Genomic DNA, 14,698 nt, shown 5'->3' with positions numbered 1-14,698 from the left:
CGGCATTCCATCACCCACTGGGGGTTCTTCCCCACGGGGAGGCCTCCAGCTCAACTTTTCGAGGAGGCCTCTCATGGGCTGGTATTTCTCTCCCCAATCGCGGTCTGAACTGATCGCGGAACTGATCGCACCACAGCAGACCGAGCGCGTCAGCGCGAAGGTTATCGCTCACGCATTGCGCAGCAACGTGCTGTGGTCCGTGGTCGAACTGACCGCCAAGGTCGAAGGTGTGCATCGTGATCTCGCGCCGGGCCAGTCCCTGCGCTACATCCGCTGCGATCTGCTGGAACGAAGCGGCAACCAGTGGGGCTACAAGCCGCTGGAAGAGTCCATGCATCCGTACTATTACTCGTGCCCGCTGTCCTATCTGGACCTCGCACCGGAGCAGTCCGCCGACTGGCGTGCAGGCGTTCGCGCCTACCACGCACGGCGGCGCACACCCACGGCTGTCACGGCACCCGCCGCGGCGCTGTTGGCCTGAGCCAGGAGGAACCGACATGGACCCGATCCTGGCTGCACTCCCGCTCTCGCTGTTGAAGCTCGTTGAAGGCAGTTTGTCCAACGACGAAGTTTCCTCCGACGAGGAAATGCTGGGGTACTTCATCGACAACGGCCTCACCGAGGAGCAGGCACGGCAGGCGCTGACCTACCGCGACCAGTACCTCAACAACATCTACCTGGACGGCTTCACGCCGATCACCGCGGTGGACGAGGCGCTTCACTTCAATCCGCACACCCAACAGTTCGAGCCGGACTGAGCGGTTTTCTTCCACCCCCTGGGGCAGTACTTGCCCCAGCGGGCGGTGCTGTTCCCGTTCATCCGAGGACACCACCATGCCCGCAAACACTTCTTCCACGCTGTACCGCATCGACGAATGCCCGGACGTGATGGCCGACGCCTGCGTCGGCGATGACCAGGGCAACCTGATCTTCCTGTCCATCTGGGCGCGGGACACCGCCGTCCAGCAGTTCCTTGCACGCCTGACCCTCGGGCGCGACGAGCAGGGACTGGACCAGTTCCACGTCATCACCGACCAGGGCGGCAGCGTCCCGGTATTCATCGGCAACGTCGATCGCCTGGAAAAGCGCATCACGCGCGCCTACCGGCGAACGCTGTTCGGTTCGCTGTCCAACGTGTGGCTGTTCGACCGGCGCTGCGTCAAGCCCGACAAGGCCAACGCCAGCGCATTGGCACTGCTGCCACGTGACAGCGCCCACCGGCTTGACCGCCTGTGGATGCTGGTGCGGGACACCTGCCCGTTGCCGCTGCTCGACCACTGGCGCGAGACCGTGCTGGAACTGCTGCAAAGCCGCGAGATGCTGGCCCGCCTTCCGTTCGCCCTCGGGCCGCTGGAAGGCCATCGGCTCGCCATCGACGTGCCGGCGCTGAGCTTGGCGCTGGGCTCCCTGATCCGCAGTGACGCGCTCACCGCCTATCCCTATCCGGCCAAGATTTGGACGCCGGAAGCGGTAGCGGCTTGACCCACCCTCGGAGGCACGCCTTGGCGTGCTTCCGTCATTCATCCCCGCCAACCAGGAGACTTCCATGGCTCTCATGTTCCCGCGGCTCGCCCGCAATTTCGCCAAAAATGGGTACTACCCGACCGACGAACCCACGCTCGAAAGAGCCCTCAACGCACTGATGCCCAGCGACGGGCCGATGTGCATCCTCGATCCCTGCGCCGGTGAAGGCGTGGCAATCGCCGAAGCCTCTCATGCCCTCGGGCGCGAACAGACCAAGGCGTTCGCCGTCGAATTCGACGCCGAGCGGGCGCGCCATGCCCGCGGCCTGGTCGATCACTGCCTGCACGCGGACCTGATGGACACGATGATCTCCAAGCAGTCCTTCGGACTACTGTGGCTGAATCCACCGTATGGCGACCTGTCCAAGGACGTCAACGGCAACATCGGCTATCAGGGCCAGGGCCGTGCCCGCCTCGAAAAGCTGTTCTATCAGCGTTCGCTGTCGCTGTTGCAATACGGCGGCGTGCTGGTCTTCATCGTCCCCGGCTACGTGCTCGACGCGGAGCTGGTCGGCTGGTTGACGCGCCACTACACCGATCTGCGTATCTACCGAGCGGTGGAAACGCAGTTCAAGCAGGTGGTGATCTTCGGCCGCCGGGTCCGTCAGCGGGAGCTGGCACCCGATGGCGTCAAGGCCGTGCGCAATCTGCTGCTGCAGGTTGGGCTTGGCGAAGTCGAAGCCGAGGAACTGCCGAGCGAATGGCCGTTCCTGCCGTACATCGTCCCCGCCAGTCCGGCCGAGCCGGAGCATTTCTTCCGCGTGACGATGGAGCCCGAACAGTTCGCCGACGAGGTTGGCCGGCTGCAAGGCCTTTGGCCGTCGCTGGACACGCACTTGGGGACCGCGCAGCAGTCGCTGCGTCCACCGGCGCGGGCCTTGTCCCACTGGCATCTCGCCCTGGCTCTGGCCGCGGGCGCGATCTCCGGCGTCGTGCGCTCCCAGACGGGGCGCGTGCTCGTCGTCAAAGGTGACACCCACAAGGACAAGACGCTCCAGCGGGAATTCACCGAACGCGAAGACGGCTCCATCGCCGAGACACGCATCCTCACCGACAAGTTTGTGCCCGTTATCCGCGCGTGGGACATGACGCCTGGCTCCCCGACAAGGGGCGAGGTGCTGACCATTCGCTGATCCACCGGACGCGCTGCCGTCCTGCTGTACCACATCGAAGGAGAAACACCATGTTCCCCAATCCGTTCAAGCGGCCTGCGCCGCGCAAGCAACCCTTGTTCGCACCGAGTACGTTGAAGTTGAGCGAGAAGGTGCATTGGCTGGCTCGGCGAGGCCTGATCGACCCCTTGGCCTATGTCCAGCGCCATGTGCGCGGGGACTGGGGCGAGATCGATGAGGCCACCCGCCAAGCCAACGACGTCGCAATCCAACAGGACAACCTGATGATCTCCCAGTACCGGATCACGCCGGAACTGGTGTTGCTCGTGAAGACCAGCGAAGACCACCAGACCACGGTGGTCCAGCTTCCCGAAGAGCGCGACCTGATCTGAAGGCGCCGCCTCGTCATCCCATCCACTTGACGGAGCCACTTCACTCCGCCAGGGGTGTCGTGGCTCAATAGCCTTTCAAGGAGGAGCCCATGGCATCGCATCGCATCGAAACCTACTGCCAGAGGCTGGCGTTCCCCATCGGGGCGCTCATCTTCAGCCGAGGCATTGATCGCCTTGTCCGCGCGGGTCGCCTGGACCCGATTCCGTACTTCAGGCGCCACACCCGTGGCGACTGGGGTGACGTCAACGTCTGCCAATGGCACGCCAACGGCGTTGCACTTCAATCGGGCGCGTCGCTGGAATCGCACTATGTGATCCACCCGGGACTCGCCATTCGCATCATCACCGATGCGGGGCGCAGCGTCACTGCCATCGTGCTGCCGTCCGAAGACTGAGCACGGTTCACCCGCAGGCCACTCAGGCCAGCATCTTCAACCACCTTCGGCCGCGCGCCGATTTCCTTCCCACCACGGGGCATGCCATTGCCCCGCTGGGGGTGGTGCATGCCCCATTTTTCATTGGAGCATCACAATGTCCTTCGATCTCGAAACCACTGCCGCTGACGCCGCGCCCGTACAGGGCGAACTGCTCGACGCGGAATCATCCCCTCTGACCCTGAGCCTTCAGGATTTCGTCGGCGAGTTCGGCGACGAACTGCTCGACGCCCTCAACAGCGCCAACCCGCCTGTCTATACCGGCCAACCGCAGGCGCACCGGCAGCTCATCGTCGCCAGCCTCAAACGCAAGCTGTTCCCGGCCCAGGCCGAAGTCGTCCACGCCGCCGCCGAGCTGCTGATCGACCGTGGCGAACGCGCCGCGATCGTCAATGGCGAGATGGGCTGTGGTAAGACGACCGTTGGCATCGCCGCGGCCGCCGTGCTCAACGCCGAAGGCTACCGCCGCACTCTGGTCCTGTCGCCACCGCACTTGGTTTACAAGTGGCGGCGGGAGATCCAGGAGACGGTGGCCGGCGCCAAGGTATGGGTGCTCAATGGGCCGGATACGCTCGTCAAGCTCCTCAAGCTGCGTGAGCAGTTGGGCGTGCAGCCCACGGGCCAGGAGTTCTTCGTCCTGGGGCGCGTCAGGATGCGGATGGGTTTCCACTGGAAGCCCGTCTTCACCCAGCGGCGCACCCGCCACGGCGACGTGGCGGCCTGCCCGGACTGCGGCACGGTCATCACCGACCTCGACGGCGAGCCGGTCAACCCGGTCGCGCTCGAAGCCGAGGAGTACCGCAGGAAGTGCAGCCATTGCGCTGCGCCCCTGTGGACGCTGATCCGCCCGCGCAGCCTGTCCGGCAGCGACCAGTCCTCGGCCGTCCTCAAAGCCCTGAAGCGCATCCCGACCATCGGGGAAGTCACTGCGCAGAAGCTGATGCAGAAGTTCGGTGACGGCTTCCTGGCCTCGATGCTGGGCGACAACATCCACGAGTTCATCAACCTCATGGATGGCAACGGCGAGCTGGTGTTTTCCGACCGTCAAGCCACGCGCATGGAACGTGCGATGGCCAACATGGAGTTCGGCTTTGGCGAGGGCGGTTATCAACCCTCGGAGTTCATCAAGAGGTACTTGCCGCAAGGTACGTTCGACCTGCTCATCGCTGATGAAGCGCATGAGTACAAGAACGGGGGCAGTGCCCAGGGCCAGGCCATGGGCGTGCTGGCGGCGAAGGCTCGCAAGACCTTGCTGCTGACTGGCACGCTGATGGGCGGCTACGGTGATGATCTTTTTCACCTGCTGTTCCGAGCCCTTCCGGGGCGGATGATCGAAGACGGCTACCGCCCGACCACGAGCGGCAGCATGACCTCGGCTGCGATGGCGTTCATGCGCGATCACGGGGTGTTGAAGGACATCTACTCCGAGAGCACCGGCACGGCGCACAAGACGGCCAAGGGCACCAAGGTATCGGTGCGCACGGTCAAGGCCCCGGGCTTCGGCCCCAAGGGCGTCTTGCGCTGCATCCTGCCATTCACGATCTTCCTCAAGCTCAAGGACATCGGCGGCAACGTCCTGCCGCCGTATGACGAGGAGTTCCGTGAAGTCGCGATGGACACGGCGCAAGCCGCGGCCTACCGCGATCTGGCGGGTCGGCTGACCGCCGAGCTGAAACAGGCTCTGGCGCGACGCGATACGACCTTGCTGGGTGTGGTCCTCAACGTGCTGCTGGCCTGGCCGGATTGCTGCTTCCGGTCGGAGACCGTGGTGCATCCGCGCACGCGCAACACCTTGGCGTTTGTCCCGGCTCAGTTCAACGAGTTCGAGATCAGCCCCAAGGAGCGTGAGCTGATCGACATCTGCAAAGAGGAGAAGGCGCAGGGCCGCAAGGTCCTGGCCTACACGGTCTATACCGGCACGCGCGACACCACGTCGCGCCTGAAGGTGTTGCTGGAGCAGGAAGGCTTCAAGGTGGCGGTGCTGCGCGCGAGCGTGGATGCCAGCCGCCGCGAAGACTGGATCGCCGAGCAACTGGACCGTGGCATCGACGTGCTCATCACCAACCCCGAGTTGGTCAAGACGGGGCTGGACCTGTTGGAGTTCCCGACGATCGTGTTCATGCAGTCGGGCTACAACGTGTACTCGCTCCAGCAGGCGGCACGCCGCTCCTGGCGCATCGGGCAGAAGCAGCCCGTGCGTGTGATCTACCTCGGCTACGCCGGTTCCTCGCAGATGACCTGCCTGGAGCTGATGGCCAAGAAGATCATGGTCTCGCAGTCCACCTCGGGCGACGTGCCCGAATCCGGGCTCGATGTCCTGAACCAGGACGGTGATTCCGTCGAGGTCGCACTGGCCCGGCAGCTTGTCGCCGCATGACACGTTCCACTTACGGCCCTTCGGGGCCGTTTTTTTTGCCGCTCCCGGTAAATCGGACGCTGCCTGGTTCGCATTGTTTGCTGCCGCTCGCGGCCTGAGCGGCGATGGTGAGGGCTGGATGTTTCAGGACGCCGAGCTATGTGCCCCTCTCCACCGTGGTTTCACTATCCCGAACGCCGCCTTCTGGCGGGATTTCTCGGCCTGCTGTGGTCGGTGCTGGCCGGTGGCTGCGCGACGACGACTGCGCCGGTCGCGCCCGACACCATCGCGGAAGTCTTGGCCGCGCCTGAACCCGAGGCTTCCGAGTACATCCCGGTCGTGCGCTACGCCCGCTACACACTGGTCGAACTGGCACCCATGGCGGCGCAGCGCGACCTGTTGTTGCAGACCATCGACGTGTCCATGCCCGAGGATGCCCGCGCCACGGTCGGGGATGGGCTTCGGCACGTGCTCAAACGCAGCGGCTATGGCCTGTGCCAGACCGCGCATGCCGTGATCGAGCTGTACGCGCTGCCGTTGCCGGCGGTACACCTGCACCTCGGCCCCATGACCTTGCGCGATGCGCTGCTCACGCTGGCTGGCCCGGCCTGGGAACTGCACGCGGATGACCGCGCACGGCAAATCTGCTTCGAGCGGCCCGGCGATCGCGCGGTCGCCGAGTCCCCATCCGAGCCACCCGCCACCGAGGCGGTGCAGACGTTCCCGCTGGCACCCATGGTTTCGGGAGGCCAGCCATGAACGCCCCGCAACCTGCCCAGCGATCGACCGCCGCCGTGGTGGTGCAGAGCCTGATGTGGCTCTGGTTGATCTTCCTCAGCGTCTTGGCGGCCCTGGGCTACCAGGCCCTCAGCGACCAGGCCGACCAGGAGCGGCTGGATTCCCGCCTGCAACGCCTGGAAGCGCAGGCAACTGGCTTGGCCGAGACGATCGAGGCCATCCAGCAGCGCCCGGCCGTCGCGACGGACGCTGACCTCAAAGACACCCGCCAGATTCTGGAAGCACGCGCGGCCCAGGTCGAGAAATCTCTCAGTGGCTACGCAGCGGCCGACGACCTCCAGGCGCTGCGCGCGGAGGTCGAGCAGATCAAGGCGCGCCAAGCCGCCGCGCGTGCCACCGCACCCGCCCAGCGGCGCGCATCGCGCACGTCCGCCGCCTCCAAGACCGAGCTGCCGCCGCTGCCATTCCGCGTCGTCGGCGCCGAACTGCGCGCCGGCCAGCGCAGCGTGTCCGTCGCGCCGAGCATCGGGGACTTCACGCCCGCCCAACTTCAGGTGCTGCTGCCCGGGGATGCGGTCGGCCCGTGGCGCCTGCAGGCGATCGAGGGCAACACCGCAGTGTTCCAGGCCGGCAACCAGACCCGCCGCGTGGCGATTCCCTGACCGGAGCACCCCATGAAGCCGTCGATCCTCCTTTTCGCGGTCCTGGTGGCGTCGTCGCAATGGCCCGCCTGGGCGCAGCAGCCCGCAACGACCTCGGCGCGCAACGCACAGAGCCAGGAGCGCCCGCTGGCCGCCCGCGTGCTGGACGACCGGGTGGCAACCGAATGGGGCTTGCAGCCACAAGAATGGGCACGCTACCGCGAGCTGATGGATGGGCCGCTGGGTATCTACTCGCCCAACCTGGACCCGCTGTCCGCCCTGGGCATCGAAGCTCGCACGGACGAAGAACGGCGCCGCTATGCGGAACTGCAGGTGCAGGTGGAAGCGCGCCGCGTCGAGAAGCTGCTCGCCTACCAGCGCGCCTACGACGAGGCCTGGCAGCGCCTGAATCCGGGGATGCAGCGCGTGAACCTGCCCGACGACAAGCCGGGCGCCGGCCCATCCAGCAGTCCCTTGCGCGGCAGCGGCCGCATGGCGGTGTTCGTCAAGGACGGCTGCGCAGCCTGCGGACAGCTCGTGCAGCGCCTGCAATCCTCGGGCGCGGAGTTCGACCTGTACATGGTGGGCAGCCGCCAGGATGACGCGCGCATCCGCGACTGGGCCAAGCGCGCGCAGATCGACCCGGCGCGCGTGCGCGCCGGCAGCATCACGCTCAACCACGACGGCGGCCGCTGGCTGTCACTGGGCCTGCCCGGCGATCTGCCCGCCGCCGTGCGCGAAGTGAACGGCCAATGGCAGCGCCAGCCGTAGCCATGCCCCTGCGCGCACTGGTGCTCACTGCCGGCCTGTATGCCGTTGCCGCCCTGGCCCAGGAGGTTCCGCCACCGGCTTACCAGCTTGCCGCCCAGCGCGCAGGCATCCCCTCGACCGTGCTCTACGCCGTGGCCTTGCAGGAGAGCGGCATCCGGCGCAACGGGCGCCTGGTGCCGTGGCCGTGGTCCCTCAACGTCGCCGGCCAGTCGCGCCGCTTCGCCACGCGCGCCGACGCCTGCGCTGGCCTGCAGCAGGCGATGCGCGCCACGCCGCACACGCGCATTGATGCGGGCCTGGGCCAGATCAACCTCGGCTACCACAAGCACCGCTTTACCGGCGCGTGCGACCTGCTGGATCCGTATCGCAACCTGGCCGTTGCCGCCGAGATCCTGAAGGAGCAGCACACCCCCGGCGAGGACTGGCTGCTGGCGATCGGCCGCTACCACCGCCCCGCAGGCGGCGAGCCCGCCGCCCGCTATCGGCGCAGCGTGTCGCGCCACCTTGCCCGCGTGCAGGGCACGCGACCAGCCGCCGCGGTCCTCGCGGCGCGCCAGGAGACCTCCCCATGACGAAACCCCATCCCGCCCATCTCGCGTTCACGGGCCTACTCATGCTGCTGTCAGGCCTGCCGCTGGCCTCGCGTGCCGGCGAGCCACTGATCGTTGTCGAGGACCGTGGCGGCACGTCGGCATTGCCGTACTACGAAGCCCTGAATCTCCAGCCGCGCGCCAACGCACCGGCGCGGCCGTCCATCCCGACGCCCCAGGTTCCTGCCACACGGGCGGACGAAGCCGCGATGCTGCCGGTGCGCAGCGCCAAGCTCACGCCCGGCACCGTCGCGCGACGGGTGATCGAAGCGCCCGGCCTGCGGCCGTTCGTGGTCATCGGCGACGACGAGGCTTCCCGGGCCTGGTTGCAGCGCCGCGCCGCCGCTTTGCGCGAACGTGGCGCGGTCGGCCTGGTCGTCAACGTCGAGACCGCGCAGGGCCTGGCGCGGCTGCGCGCCCTGGTGCCGGGCGTGCCGCTCGCGCCCGTGGCCGGCGACGACCTGGCCGATCGCCTGGGCCTGCGGCACTACCCGGCGCTGATCACGGCCACCGGCATCGAGCAATGAAGCCATGTCGGGCAAACAGCCGGTCGAGGTTCTGCTACGCCCAGCGGTGGAGCTATACACCGTCGCGGCGTGTGCAGGCGCCGCGTTTCTGTGCCTGGTGGCCCCATGGTCGCTCGCGCTGAGCCCGGCCATGGGCATCGGCAGCGCCTTGGCGTTCGGCGCCTACGGCGCGATCCGCTACCGCGATGCCCGCATCATCCTGCGCTACCGGCGCAACATCCGCCGTCTGCCGCGTTACGTGATGACCAGCAAGGACGTGCCGGTCAGCCAGCAGCGCCTATTCGTGGGGCGCGGCTTTCTCTGGGAGCAGAAGCACACGCATCGGCTGATGCAGACGTACCGGCCCGAGTTCCGCCGCTACGTCGAGCCGACGCCGGCCTACCGGCTGACCAGGCGCCTGGAGGAACGGCTGGAATTCGCGCCATTGCCGCTCTCGCGCCTGCCGAAGCTCACCGGCTGGGACGCGCCTTTCAACCCCGTGCGCCCGTTGCCGCCTGTCGGCGGCCTGCCAAGGCTGCACGGCATCGAGCCCGACGAAGTGGACGTCAGCCTGCCGCTGGGCGAGCGCGTCGGGCACTCGCTGGTGCTGGGCACCACGCGGGTGGGCAAGACGCGCCTGGCCGAGTTGTTCGTCACGCAGGACATCCGCCGCAGGAATGCTGCCGGCGAGCATGAGGTCGTCATCGTCATCGACCCCAAGGGGGATGCCGATCTCTTGAAACGGATGTACGTCGAAGCCCAGCGCGCTGGCCGCGAAGGCGAGTTCTACATCTTCCACTTGGGCTGGCCGGAAATCAGCGCCCGCTACAACGCCGTGGGCCGCTTCGGTCGGATCTCGGAAGTGGCGACACGCATCGCGGGGCAGCTCTCCGGCGAAGGCAACAGCGCGGCGTTCCGCGAGTTCGCATGGCGCTTCGTGAACATCATCGCCCGCGCCCTGGTGGAACTGGGGCAGCGCTCGGACTACATGCTGATCCAGCGCCACGTCATCAACATCGACGCGCTGTTCATTGAGTACGCCCAGCACTACTTTGCCAAGACGGAGCCCAAGGCCTGGGAGGTGATCGTCCAGATCGAGGCCAAGCTCAACGAGAAGAACATCCCAAGGAACATGATCGGGCGCGAGAAGCGTGTGGTGGCGCTGGAGCAATACCTCTCCCAGGCGCGCAACTACGACCCTGTGCTCGATGGCCTGCGCTCGGCGGTGCGCTACGACAAGACCTACTTCGACAAGATCGTTGCATCGCTGCTGCCGCTGCTGGAAAAGCTCACGAGCGGCAAGATCGCCCAGCTCCTGGCGCCGAACTACTCCGACCTGGCCGACCCGCGCCCGATCTTCGACTGGATGCAGGTCATCCGAAAGCGGGCCATCGTCTATGTGGGTCTGGATGCGTTGTCTGACGCCGAGGTCGCCGCAGCGGTCGGCAATTCGATGTTCTCTGACCTGGTTTCGGTGGCCGGACACATCTACAAGCACGGAATCGACGATGGCCTGCCCGGCGCAGTGGCTGGCGCTCGCGTGCCGATCAACGTGCACGCGGACGAATTCAATGAACTGATGGGCGATGAATTCATCCCGCTCATCAACAAGGGCGGCGGTGCCGGCCTGCAAGTCACGGCGTACACGCAGACGCTCTCGGACATCGAGGCCCGCATCGGAAATCGCGCGAAGGCCGGCCAAGTGATCGGGAATTTCAACAATTTATTCATGTTGCGCGTGCGCGAGACGGCCACCGCGGAACTGCTGACGAGGCAGTTGCCGAAGGTCGAGGTCTATACAACCACCATCGTCTCGGGCGCGACGGACAGCTCAGACATCCGCGGCGCGACGGATTTCACGTCGAACACCCAGGACCGCATCAGCATGGCCAGCGTGCCGATGATCGAGCCGTCACACGTCGTCGGCCTGCCCAAGGGCCAGTGCTTCGCGCTGCTGCAGGGCGGCCAGCTCTGGAAGGTGCGTATGCCGCTGCCGGCGCCGGACCCGGATGAAGTGATGCCGGCGGACCTGCAGCAACTGGCCGGGTACATGCGCCAGAGCTACAGCGAGGCCACGCAGTGGTGGGAGTTCACCAGCTCGTCGGCCTTGCAGGATGCGGCCTTGCCCGACGACCTGCTGGACGATGCCGCTGCGGCCGAGCCCGGCGCGGTGGCCACCGGCGCCGACGATGGCGCGGGCAACGAGGCCGTGCCATGAAGGATGCCGCCTCGACCGCGCAGCGGGAGCAGAACCATCGCCAAGGCTTGATCGTCGGCACCATCACCTTACCGTTCCGGCTGCTCGGGGTGCTCATTGGCTCGCTGCTGTTCTCGATCGTGGTGGAGTGCGCCGGCATGCACCTGTTCTGGAAGGACCAGGGCTGGCGCCACTCCCAGCAGATGCTGCGGTACGAACTCGGGCACCTGTCCAACCACTTCACGCGCAGCGTGGTGGTACAGGAGCCCGGGCGCACGGCGCACGAGTTGGTGGATACCGGGTACGAGTGGGTGTTCGTGCGCTCGGGGTTGCTGGAGCGCATGAGCCAGACCGCCGAGCGCGTCCGCGCGCCCAGCCACGGGCAGAGCCGCAACTTCCGCTACTACATCAGCCAAGTCTATGTCTGGGCCGAAAGCTACCTGATCGCTGCGGCCTTCACGACGCTCACCTTCCTGGTGCGCCTGCTGGTCCTGGTGCTCACGCTGCCGCTGATCCTCACGGCGGCATTCGTCGGCCTGATTGACGGCCTGGTGCGACGGGATGTGCGCCGGTTCGGCGCGGGCCGCGAATCCGGCTTCATCTACCACCGCGCGAAGGCCAGCCTGATGCCGTTGGCCGTGCTGCCTTGGGCCACCTATCTCGCTCTGCCCATATCGGTGCATCCTCTGGTCATCCTGCTGCCCAGCGCGGCGTTGCTGGGGATGGCAGTCAGCCTGACCGCAGGCAGCTTCAAGAAGTACTTATGAGGTGACACGGGCGGCACGGCTCTGCAAAGCCGTGTGCCGTTCATCGGTTCTGCAGGGTATCAAGAGCAGCATCCAACGCCGTAACCGCCTCGACGACCGTTCTTACCGTCGCCCGATCAAACTCATGATCGCGCTGAGCGTCGTGCACACCGCTATTGAGGTAACCCCATTCAATACTCGTACCGCTGACATTGAGCAGCCGGACCAACGCCCCTACGGCATCCGGCGCACCCGCATGTTGCGCCGCGATACGCTCGACGGCCGACCGCAACTTGGTGCATTTATTGTTCAGCTCCCAAGGCGCGCGGGGCCCGCTCAGCTTGATGTCGATCCGGCCGTCCGCCCGCCGACCCAGCCACGTCCACAGGCGGTCCGTCAGACTCTCCAGCGCCGGCCGGGCCTGACGCAGTGCCTCGCGTTTCTCGTCAGCCGCCAACGCCTGCTGGGCCAGAAGAACATAGTTCTTCGCTGGCGGGTCGCTGTCGACCCGCAGTTCGTGCTCTCCCTGATGCGGGAGAAACTTGTAGCGCTTAATGGCCGCGGCGCGGCGCACGCCCAACTCCTGCTGGATGCGGTGCAGGAACTCCTCTGCGTGCGAGGTGAGGATAACCTGCTTGCCGTGGAGCAAACCGTCCTCGAAGAAGGTACGCCAGATGCCATCGCGATGGTCGTCGTCGATCGCGTTGACGACGTCATCGAATATGACCACGGGGCAGCCCTGCGCGAGGTTCTTGGCAAGCAGAATCGCCAGGCCCAGGCATTTGATGTGCCCTTCGCTGAAGACGATCAACGCGTCGTAGCGCGCGCCCGGCTCGCCGGCGAACTCCACCTCGATCTTGCCGTTCTCGGCCACGGGCAACCACAGCGCGTGCAGCAGATCGCCGGGCGGATCGGCCCGGTTGAATGCGTTGTAGAGATGGCGGGCTTGGTCTCCCAGCCCCTGTAGCAGAACCCCGGCAGAGCGGTCAGGTATGCCTGAATCTCGGGCAGGAAACCGTCGTAGGCGGCCTTGACCCGCTGATGGTGCACCACCACCGGCATTTCGTCCGTGGCCGCCTGGATCAGGCCGCGGTTCGCGTCGTCGAATTGGGCCACGGTTTGGCGGGCGGCCGCCAGCTCCTGATCCGCAGTCGTGCGCATGGTCCGCAGCCGTTCGATCTCCAGCTGATGCTGTTGCAGGCGGTCCCGCTCCTGGGCCATCGCGCCGCGCTGGGCATTCACGTCGCGCGCCTGCGCGTCGAAGCCTTCGATGATCTGTGCGATCCGTAAGAGGGCTTGCCAGGCGCGCTGGTCCCCATTCACCCCGCCGCCGAGCCAATTGCCCGCCGACGTGGGAGGCAGCAGTGGCAGGCCCGCGGCCTGCGATTCGGCAGGACAAGCGACCCCAGCCGCCGCCACCACGCGGCGCATTTCGTCACACAGCGCTCGGACCGCCTCGCTCAACTGTGTCCGATGCCCGGCCTCCTGCTGCTGCAGGACGGCCAGTTGCGCGAGCTGCTCCAGGCCCATTCGCGCCCTGGCGAACGGGTCCTGCGCCACGGCGGCCAGTTCGGTTCCACATGCCGGACACGCGGTCGCCCCGTCCGCCAACGCTTGCACGGCCTCGTAGAGCTTCGCGTACGACACCTCGCCGGCGCGGGCCGCGAGTTGCGCGGAAGACGCTTGCCACAGTCCCTGGACGCGGTAGGCCTCTGCCAGCAACGCTTGCAGGCGGGCCTGGGTCACCTCGTGAATGGCAGGCGGGTTGGCGTCCAGCTGAGCCTGGACATACGGTAGCCGTCCTTGCTGCTGCGGCGTACCCAGCAGCCAGTCCACGCAGGTTTGATAGGTCGCGCCAGGTGACATGCGCTGCGCCAAAGCTTGTTCCAGGCCCTCGACCGCTGCGATCTTCTGCGGGTAGGCGGCGATGGTCTGTTCGGAGTTCGCCAACTGCAGGCGACGCTGCGCCAGCTGCGCCGCCTGCACGCCGGCAAGCATCAGGTCCTGATCGAGCGAGGGGTTGAAGCCGCGCACGAACTCGCTGAACTGGTCCACGCCGAACAGGGTGGCGATGAGCTGGCGCTGATCGCTCGGGGTCCGCGCGGCGATTCGGGCGAAATCGTCGAGGCGGTTCTTCTCGATGAAGCAGAAGCGATACTCAGCTTCGTCGGGCTGGACGGCCTGCGCCTCGCCCGCCGCCGTAGACGACAGGACTGGCGCGATGTGGCGGCGCAGGCGAGCGTTGTTGCAGTACGTCCGCTGGTCGACCCGCTTGGCCTGCGCTTCGCTGATCGAACCGAGCATCGCCACTTCCAAGGCTTCGCAGAAGCTGCTCTTGCCGGTGCCGTTGGCACCGTAGACCAAGGTGATGTCATGGCTGAGGTCGAACGTCTCCTGCCGCATGAATCCTCGAAACGGCCCGACTTCGAGCTGGTGCAGTCGCCCGAGCGCCGGCCCGTTTTCGGGGCCGCGCGCGTCCCCGTCGTAGGCGACAGGCATCTGCGCCAGATGCGCGATGGCCAGCGGCGCCAAGCGCGTGGAGCGCCCCCGGCGTGCAGCACCGACCTCGGCCAGTGGCTGCAGGTGATCGAGCACCAGGTGCGCCAGCCGGCGCACGTCGTCGTGCACGTGCCGCTGCGTCAAGTGCGCCAGGAACCGGTGGTACTCCGAACGTATGCTTGCCACAGCGACC

General features: G+C 66.6%; 14 protein-coding genes and 1 pseudogene. 14 read left to right on the top strand and 1 reads right to left on the bottom strand.

Annotated elements, in window-relative coordinates:
- Nucleotides 1-73: 73 nt before the first annotated feature.
- From WDC87_RS06500 to WDC87_RS06435, 14 genes are all read left to right on the top strand, one after another.
- Entirely contained in the window at nucleotides 74-481 is a 408-nt protein-coding gene (locus WDC87_RS06500) for a hypothetical protein (RefSeq protein WP_003098908.1), read from the top strand.
- Between the two features lie 16 nt (nucleotides 482-497).
- The gene (locus WDC87_RS06495; protein WP_003098905.1) at nucleotides 498-758 is read left to right on the top strand and encodes a hypothetical protein; all 261 of its coding nucleotides are present in this window, start codon (nucleotides 498-500) and stop codon (nucleotides 756-758) included.
- Nucleotides 759-834: 76 nt separating this feature from the next.
- Nucleotides 835-1,482 (top strand): hypothetical protein, encoded by a 648-nt coding sequence (locus WDC87_RS06490; protein ID WP_003098901.1) that lies wholly within the window; start codon nucleotides 835-837, stop codon nucleotides 1,480-1,482.
- 40 nt (nucleotides 1,483-1,522) lie between these two features.
- Nucleotides 1,523-2,656, top strand: coding sequence for a DUF6094 domain-containing protein (locus WDC87_RS06485; protein WP_254917107.1), 1,134 nt, complete (start codon nucleotides 1,523-1,525; stop codon nucleotides 2,654-2,656).
- A gap of 50 nt (nucleotides 2,657-2,706) precedes the next feature.
- Complete coding sequence (locus WDC87_RS06480) at nucleotides 2,707-3,027, top strand: hypothetical protein (RefSeq protein ID WP_003098896.1); 321 nt, start codon at nucleotides 2,707-2,709, stop codon at nucleotides 3,025-3,027.
- A gap of 89 nt (nucleotides 3,028-3,116) precedes the next feature.
- The gene (locus WDC87_RS06475) at nucleotides 3,117-3,422 is read left to right on the top strand and encodes a hypothetical protein (RefSeq protein ID WP_003098895.1); all 306 of its coding nucleotides are present in this window, start codon (nucleotides 3,117-3,119) and stop codon (nucleotides 3,420-3,422) included.
- Nucleotides 3,423-3,558: 136 nt separating this feature from the next.
- Nucleotides 3,559-5,838 carry a helicase-related protein gene (locus WDC87_RS06470; RefSeq protein ID WP_003098893.1) on the top strand — a complete coding sequence of 760 codons (2,280 nt, stop codon included), beginning with the start codon at nucleotides 3,559-3,561 and terminating at the stop codon, nucleotides 5,836-5,838.
- 138 nt (nucleotides 5,839-5,976) lie between these two features.
- A complete protein-coding gene (locus WDC87_RS06465; protein ID WP_003098890.1) occupies nucleotides 5,977-6,576 on the top strand; it encodes a PilL N-terminal domain-containing protein in 600 nt (199 codons plus the stop codon).
- Nucleotides 6,573-7,217: a hypothetical protein gene (locus WDC87_RS06460; RefSeq protein ID WP_003098888.1), complete on the top strand. Its 645-nt coding sequence runs from the start codon at nucleotides 6,573-6,575 to the stop codon at nucleotides 7,215-7,217. The genes WDC87_RS06465 and WDC87_RS06460 overlap by 4 nt, the downstream gene beginning before the upstream one ends.
- A 12-nt stretch (nucleotides 7,218-7,229) precedes the next feature.
- A complete protein-coding gene (locus WDC87_RS06455; protein WP_003098886.1) occupies nucleotides 7,230-7,967 on the top strand; it encodes a TIGR03759 family integrating conjugative element protein in 738 nt (245 codons plus the stop codon).
- Nucleotides 7,949-8,539, top strand: coding sequence for a transglycosylase SLT domain-containing protein (locus WDC87_RS06450; RefSeq protein WP_003109780.1), 591 nt, complete (start codon nucleotides 7,949-7,951; stop codon nucleotides 8,537-8,539). Before WDC87_RS06455 ends, WDC87_RS06450 begins: the two co-directional genes overlap by 19 nt.
- Nucleotides 8,536-9,084, top strand: a complete 549-nt coding sequence (locus tag WDC87_RS06445) for an integrating conjugative element protein (protein WP_003109779.1) — start codon at nucleotides 8,536-8,538, stop codon at nucleotides 9,082-9,084. Before WDC87_RS06450 ends, WDC87_RS06445 begins: the two co-directional genes overlap by 4 nt.
- A gap of 4 nt (nucleotides 9,085-9,088) precedes the next feature.
- Nucleotides 9,089-11,281 (top strand): type IV conjugative transfer system coupling protein TraD, encoded by a 2,193-nt coding sequence (gene traD / locus WDC87_RS06440; protein WP_301655141.1) that lies wholly within the window; start codon nucleotides 9,089-9,091, stop codon nucleotides 11,279-11,281.
- A complete protein-coding gene (locus WDC87_RS06435) occupies nucleotides 11,278-12,027 on the top strand; it encodes a TIGR03747 family integrating conjugative element membrane protein (RefSeq protein ID WP_003105620.1) in 750 nt (249 codons plus the stop codon). Before traD ends, WDC87_RS06435 begins: the two co-directional genes overlap by 4 nt.
- Before the next feature lie 40 nt (nucleotides 12,028-12,067).
- Here WDC87_RS06435 and WDC87_RS06430 read toward each other — a convergent pair.
- Nucleotides 12,068-14,691, bottom strand: a pseudogene (locus tag WDC87_RS06430) (AAA family ATPase).
- Nucleotides 14,692-14,698: the final 7 nt, after the last annotated feature.

This window comes from Stenotrophomonas maltophilia group sp. Smal12, assembly GCF_037079935.1.
In the GTDB taxonomy this organism is placed as follows: domain Bacteria; phylum Pseudomonadota; class Gammaproteobacteria; order Xanthomonadales; family Xanthomonadaceae; genus Stenotrophomonas; species Stenotrophomonas sepilia.
The sequence above is the reverse complement of the archived record's forward strand: the minus strand, read 5'-3'. Positions and strand labels throughout refer to the sequence as shown.

Excerpts from the sequence above, each read along its gene's own strand:
- WDC87_RS06490 (WP_003098901.1), top strand. The coding sequence starts at position 835 with ATGCCCGCAAACACTTCTTCCACGCTGTACCGCATCGACGAATGCCCG.
- WDC87_RS06445 (WP_003109779.1), top strand. The coding sequence starts at position 8,536 with ATGACGAAACCCCATCCCGCCCATCTCGCGTTCACGGGCCTACTCATG.
- WDC87_RS06480 (WP_003098896.1), top strand. The coding sequence starts at position 2,707 with ATGTTCCCCAATCCGTTCAAGCGGCCTGCGCCGCGCAAGCAACCCTTG.
- WDC87_RS06470 (WP_003098893.1), top strand. The coding sequence starts at position 3,559 with ATGTCCTTCGATCTCGAAACCACTGCCGCTGACGCCGCGCCCGTACAG.
- WDC87_RS06495 (WP_003098905.1), top strand. The coding sequence starts at position 498 with ATGGACCCGATCCTGGCTGCACTCCCGCTCTCGCTGTTGAAGCTCGTT.
- WDC87_RS06455 (WP_003098886.1), top strand. The coding sequence starts at position 7,230 with ATGAAGCCGTCGATCCTCCTTTTCGCGGTCCTGGTGGCGTCGTCGCAA.
- WDC87_RS06435 (WP_003105620.1), top strand. The coding sequence starts at position 11,278 with ATGAAGGATGCCGCCTCGACCGCGCAGCGGGAGCAGAACCATCGCCAA.
- WDC87_RS06500 (WP_003098908.1), top strand. The coding sequence starts at position 74 with ATGGGCTGGTATTTCTCTCCCCAATCGCGGTCTGAACTGATCGCGGAA.
- traD (WP_301655141.1), top strand. The coding sequence starts at position 9,089 with ATGTCGGGCAAACAGCCGGTCGAGGTTCTGCTACGCCCAGCGGTGGAG.
- WDC87_RS06450 (WP_003109780.1), top strand. The coding sequence starts at position 7,949 with ATGGCAGCGCCAGCCGTAGCCATGCCCCTGCGCGCACTGGTGCTCACT.
- WDC87_RS06460 (WP_003098888.1), top strand. The coding sequence starts at position 6,573 with ATGAACGCCCCGCAACCTGCCCAGCGATCGACCGCCGCCGTGGTGGTG.
- WDC87_RS06465 (WP_003098890.1), top strand. The coding sequence starts at position 5,977 with ATGTGCCCCTCTCCACCGTGGTTTCACTATCCCGAACGCCGCCTTCTG.
- WDC87_RS06475 (WP_003098895.1), top strand. The coding sequence starts at position 3,117 with ATGGCATCGCATCGCATCGAAACCTACTGCCAGAGGCTGGCGTTCCCC.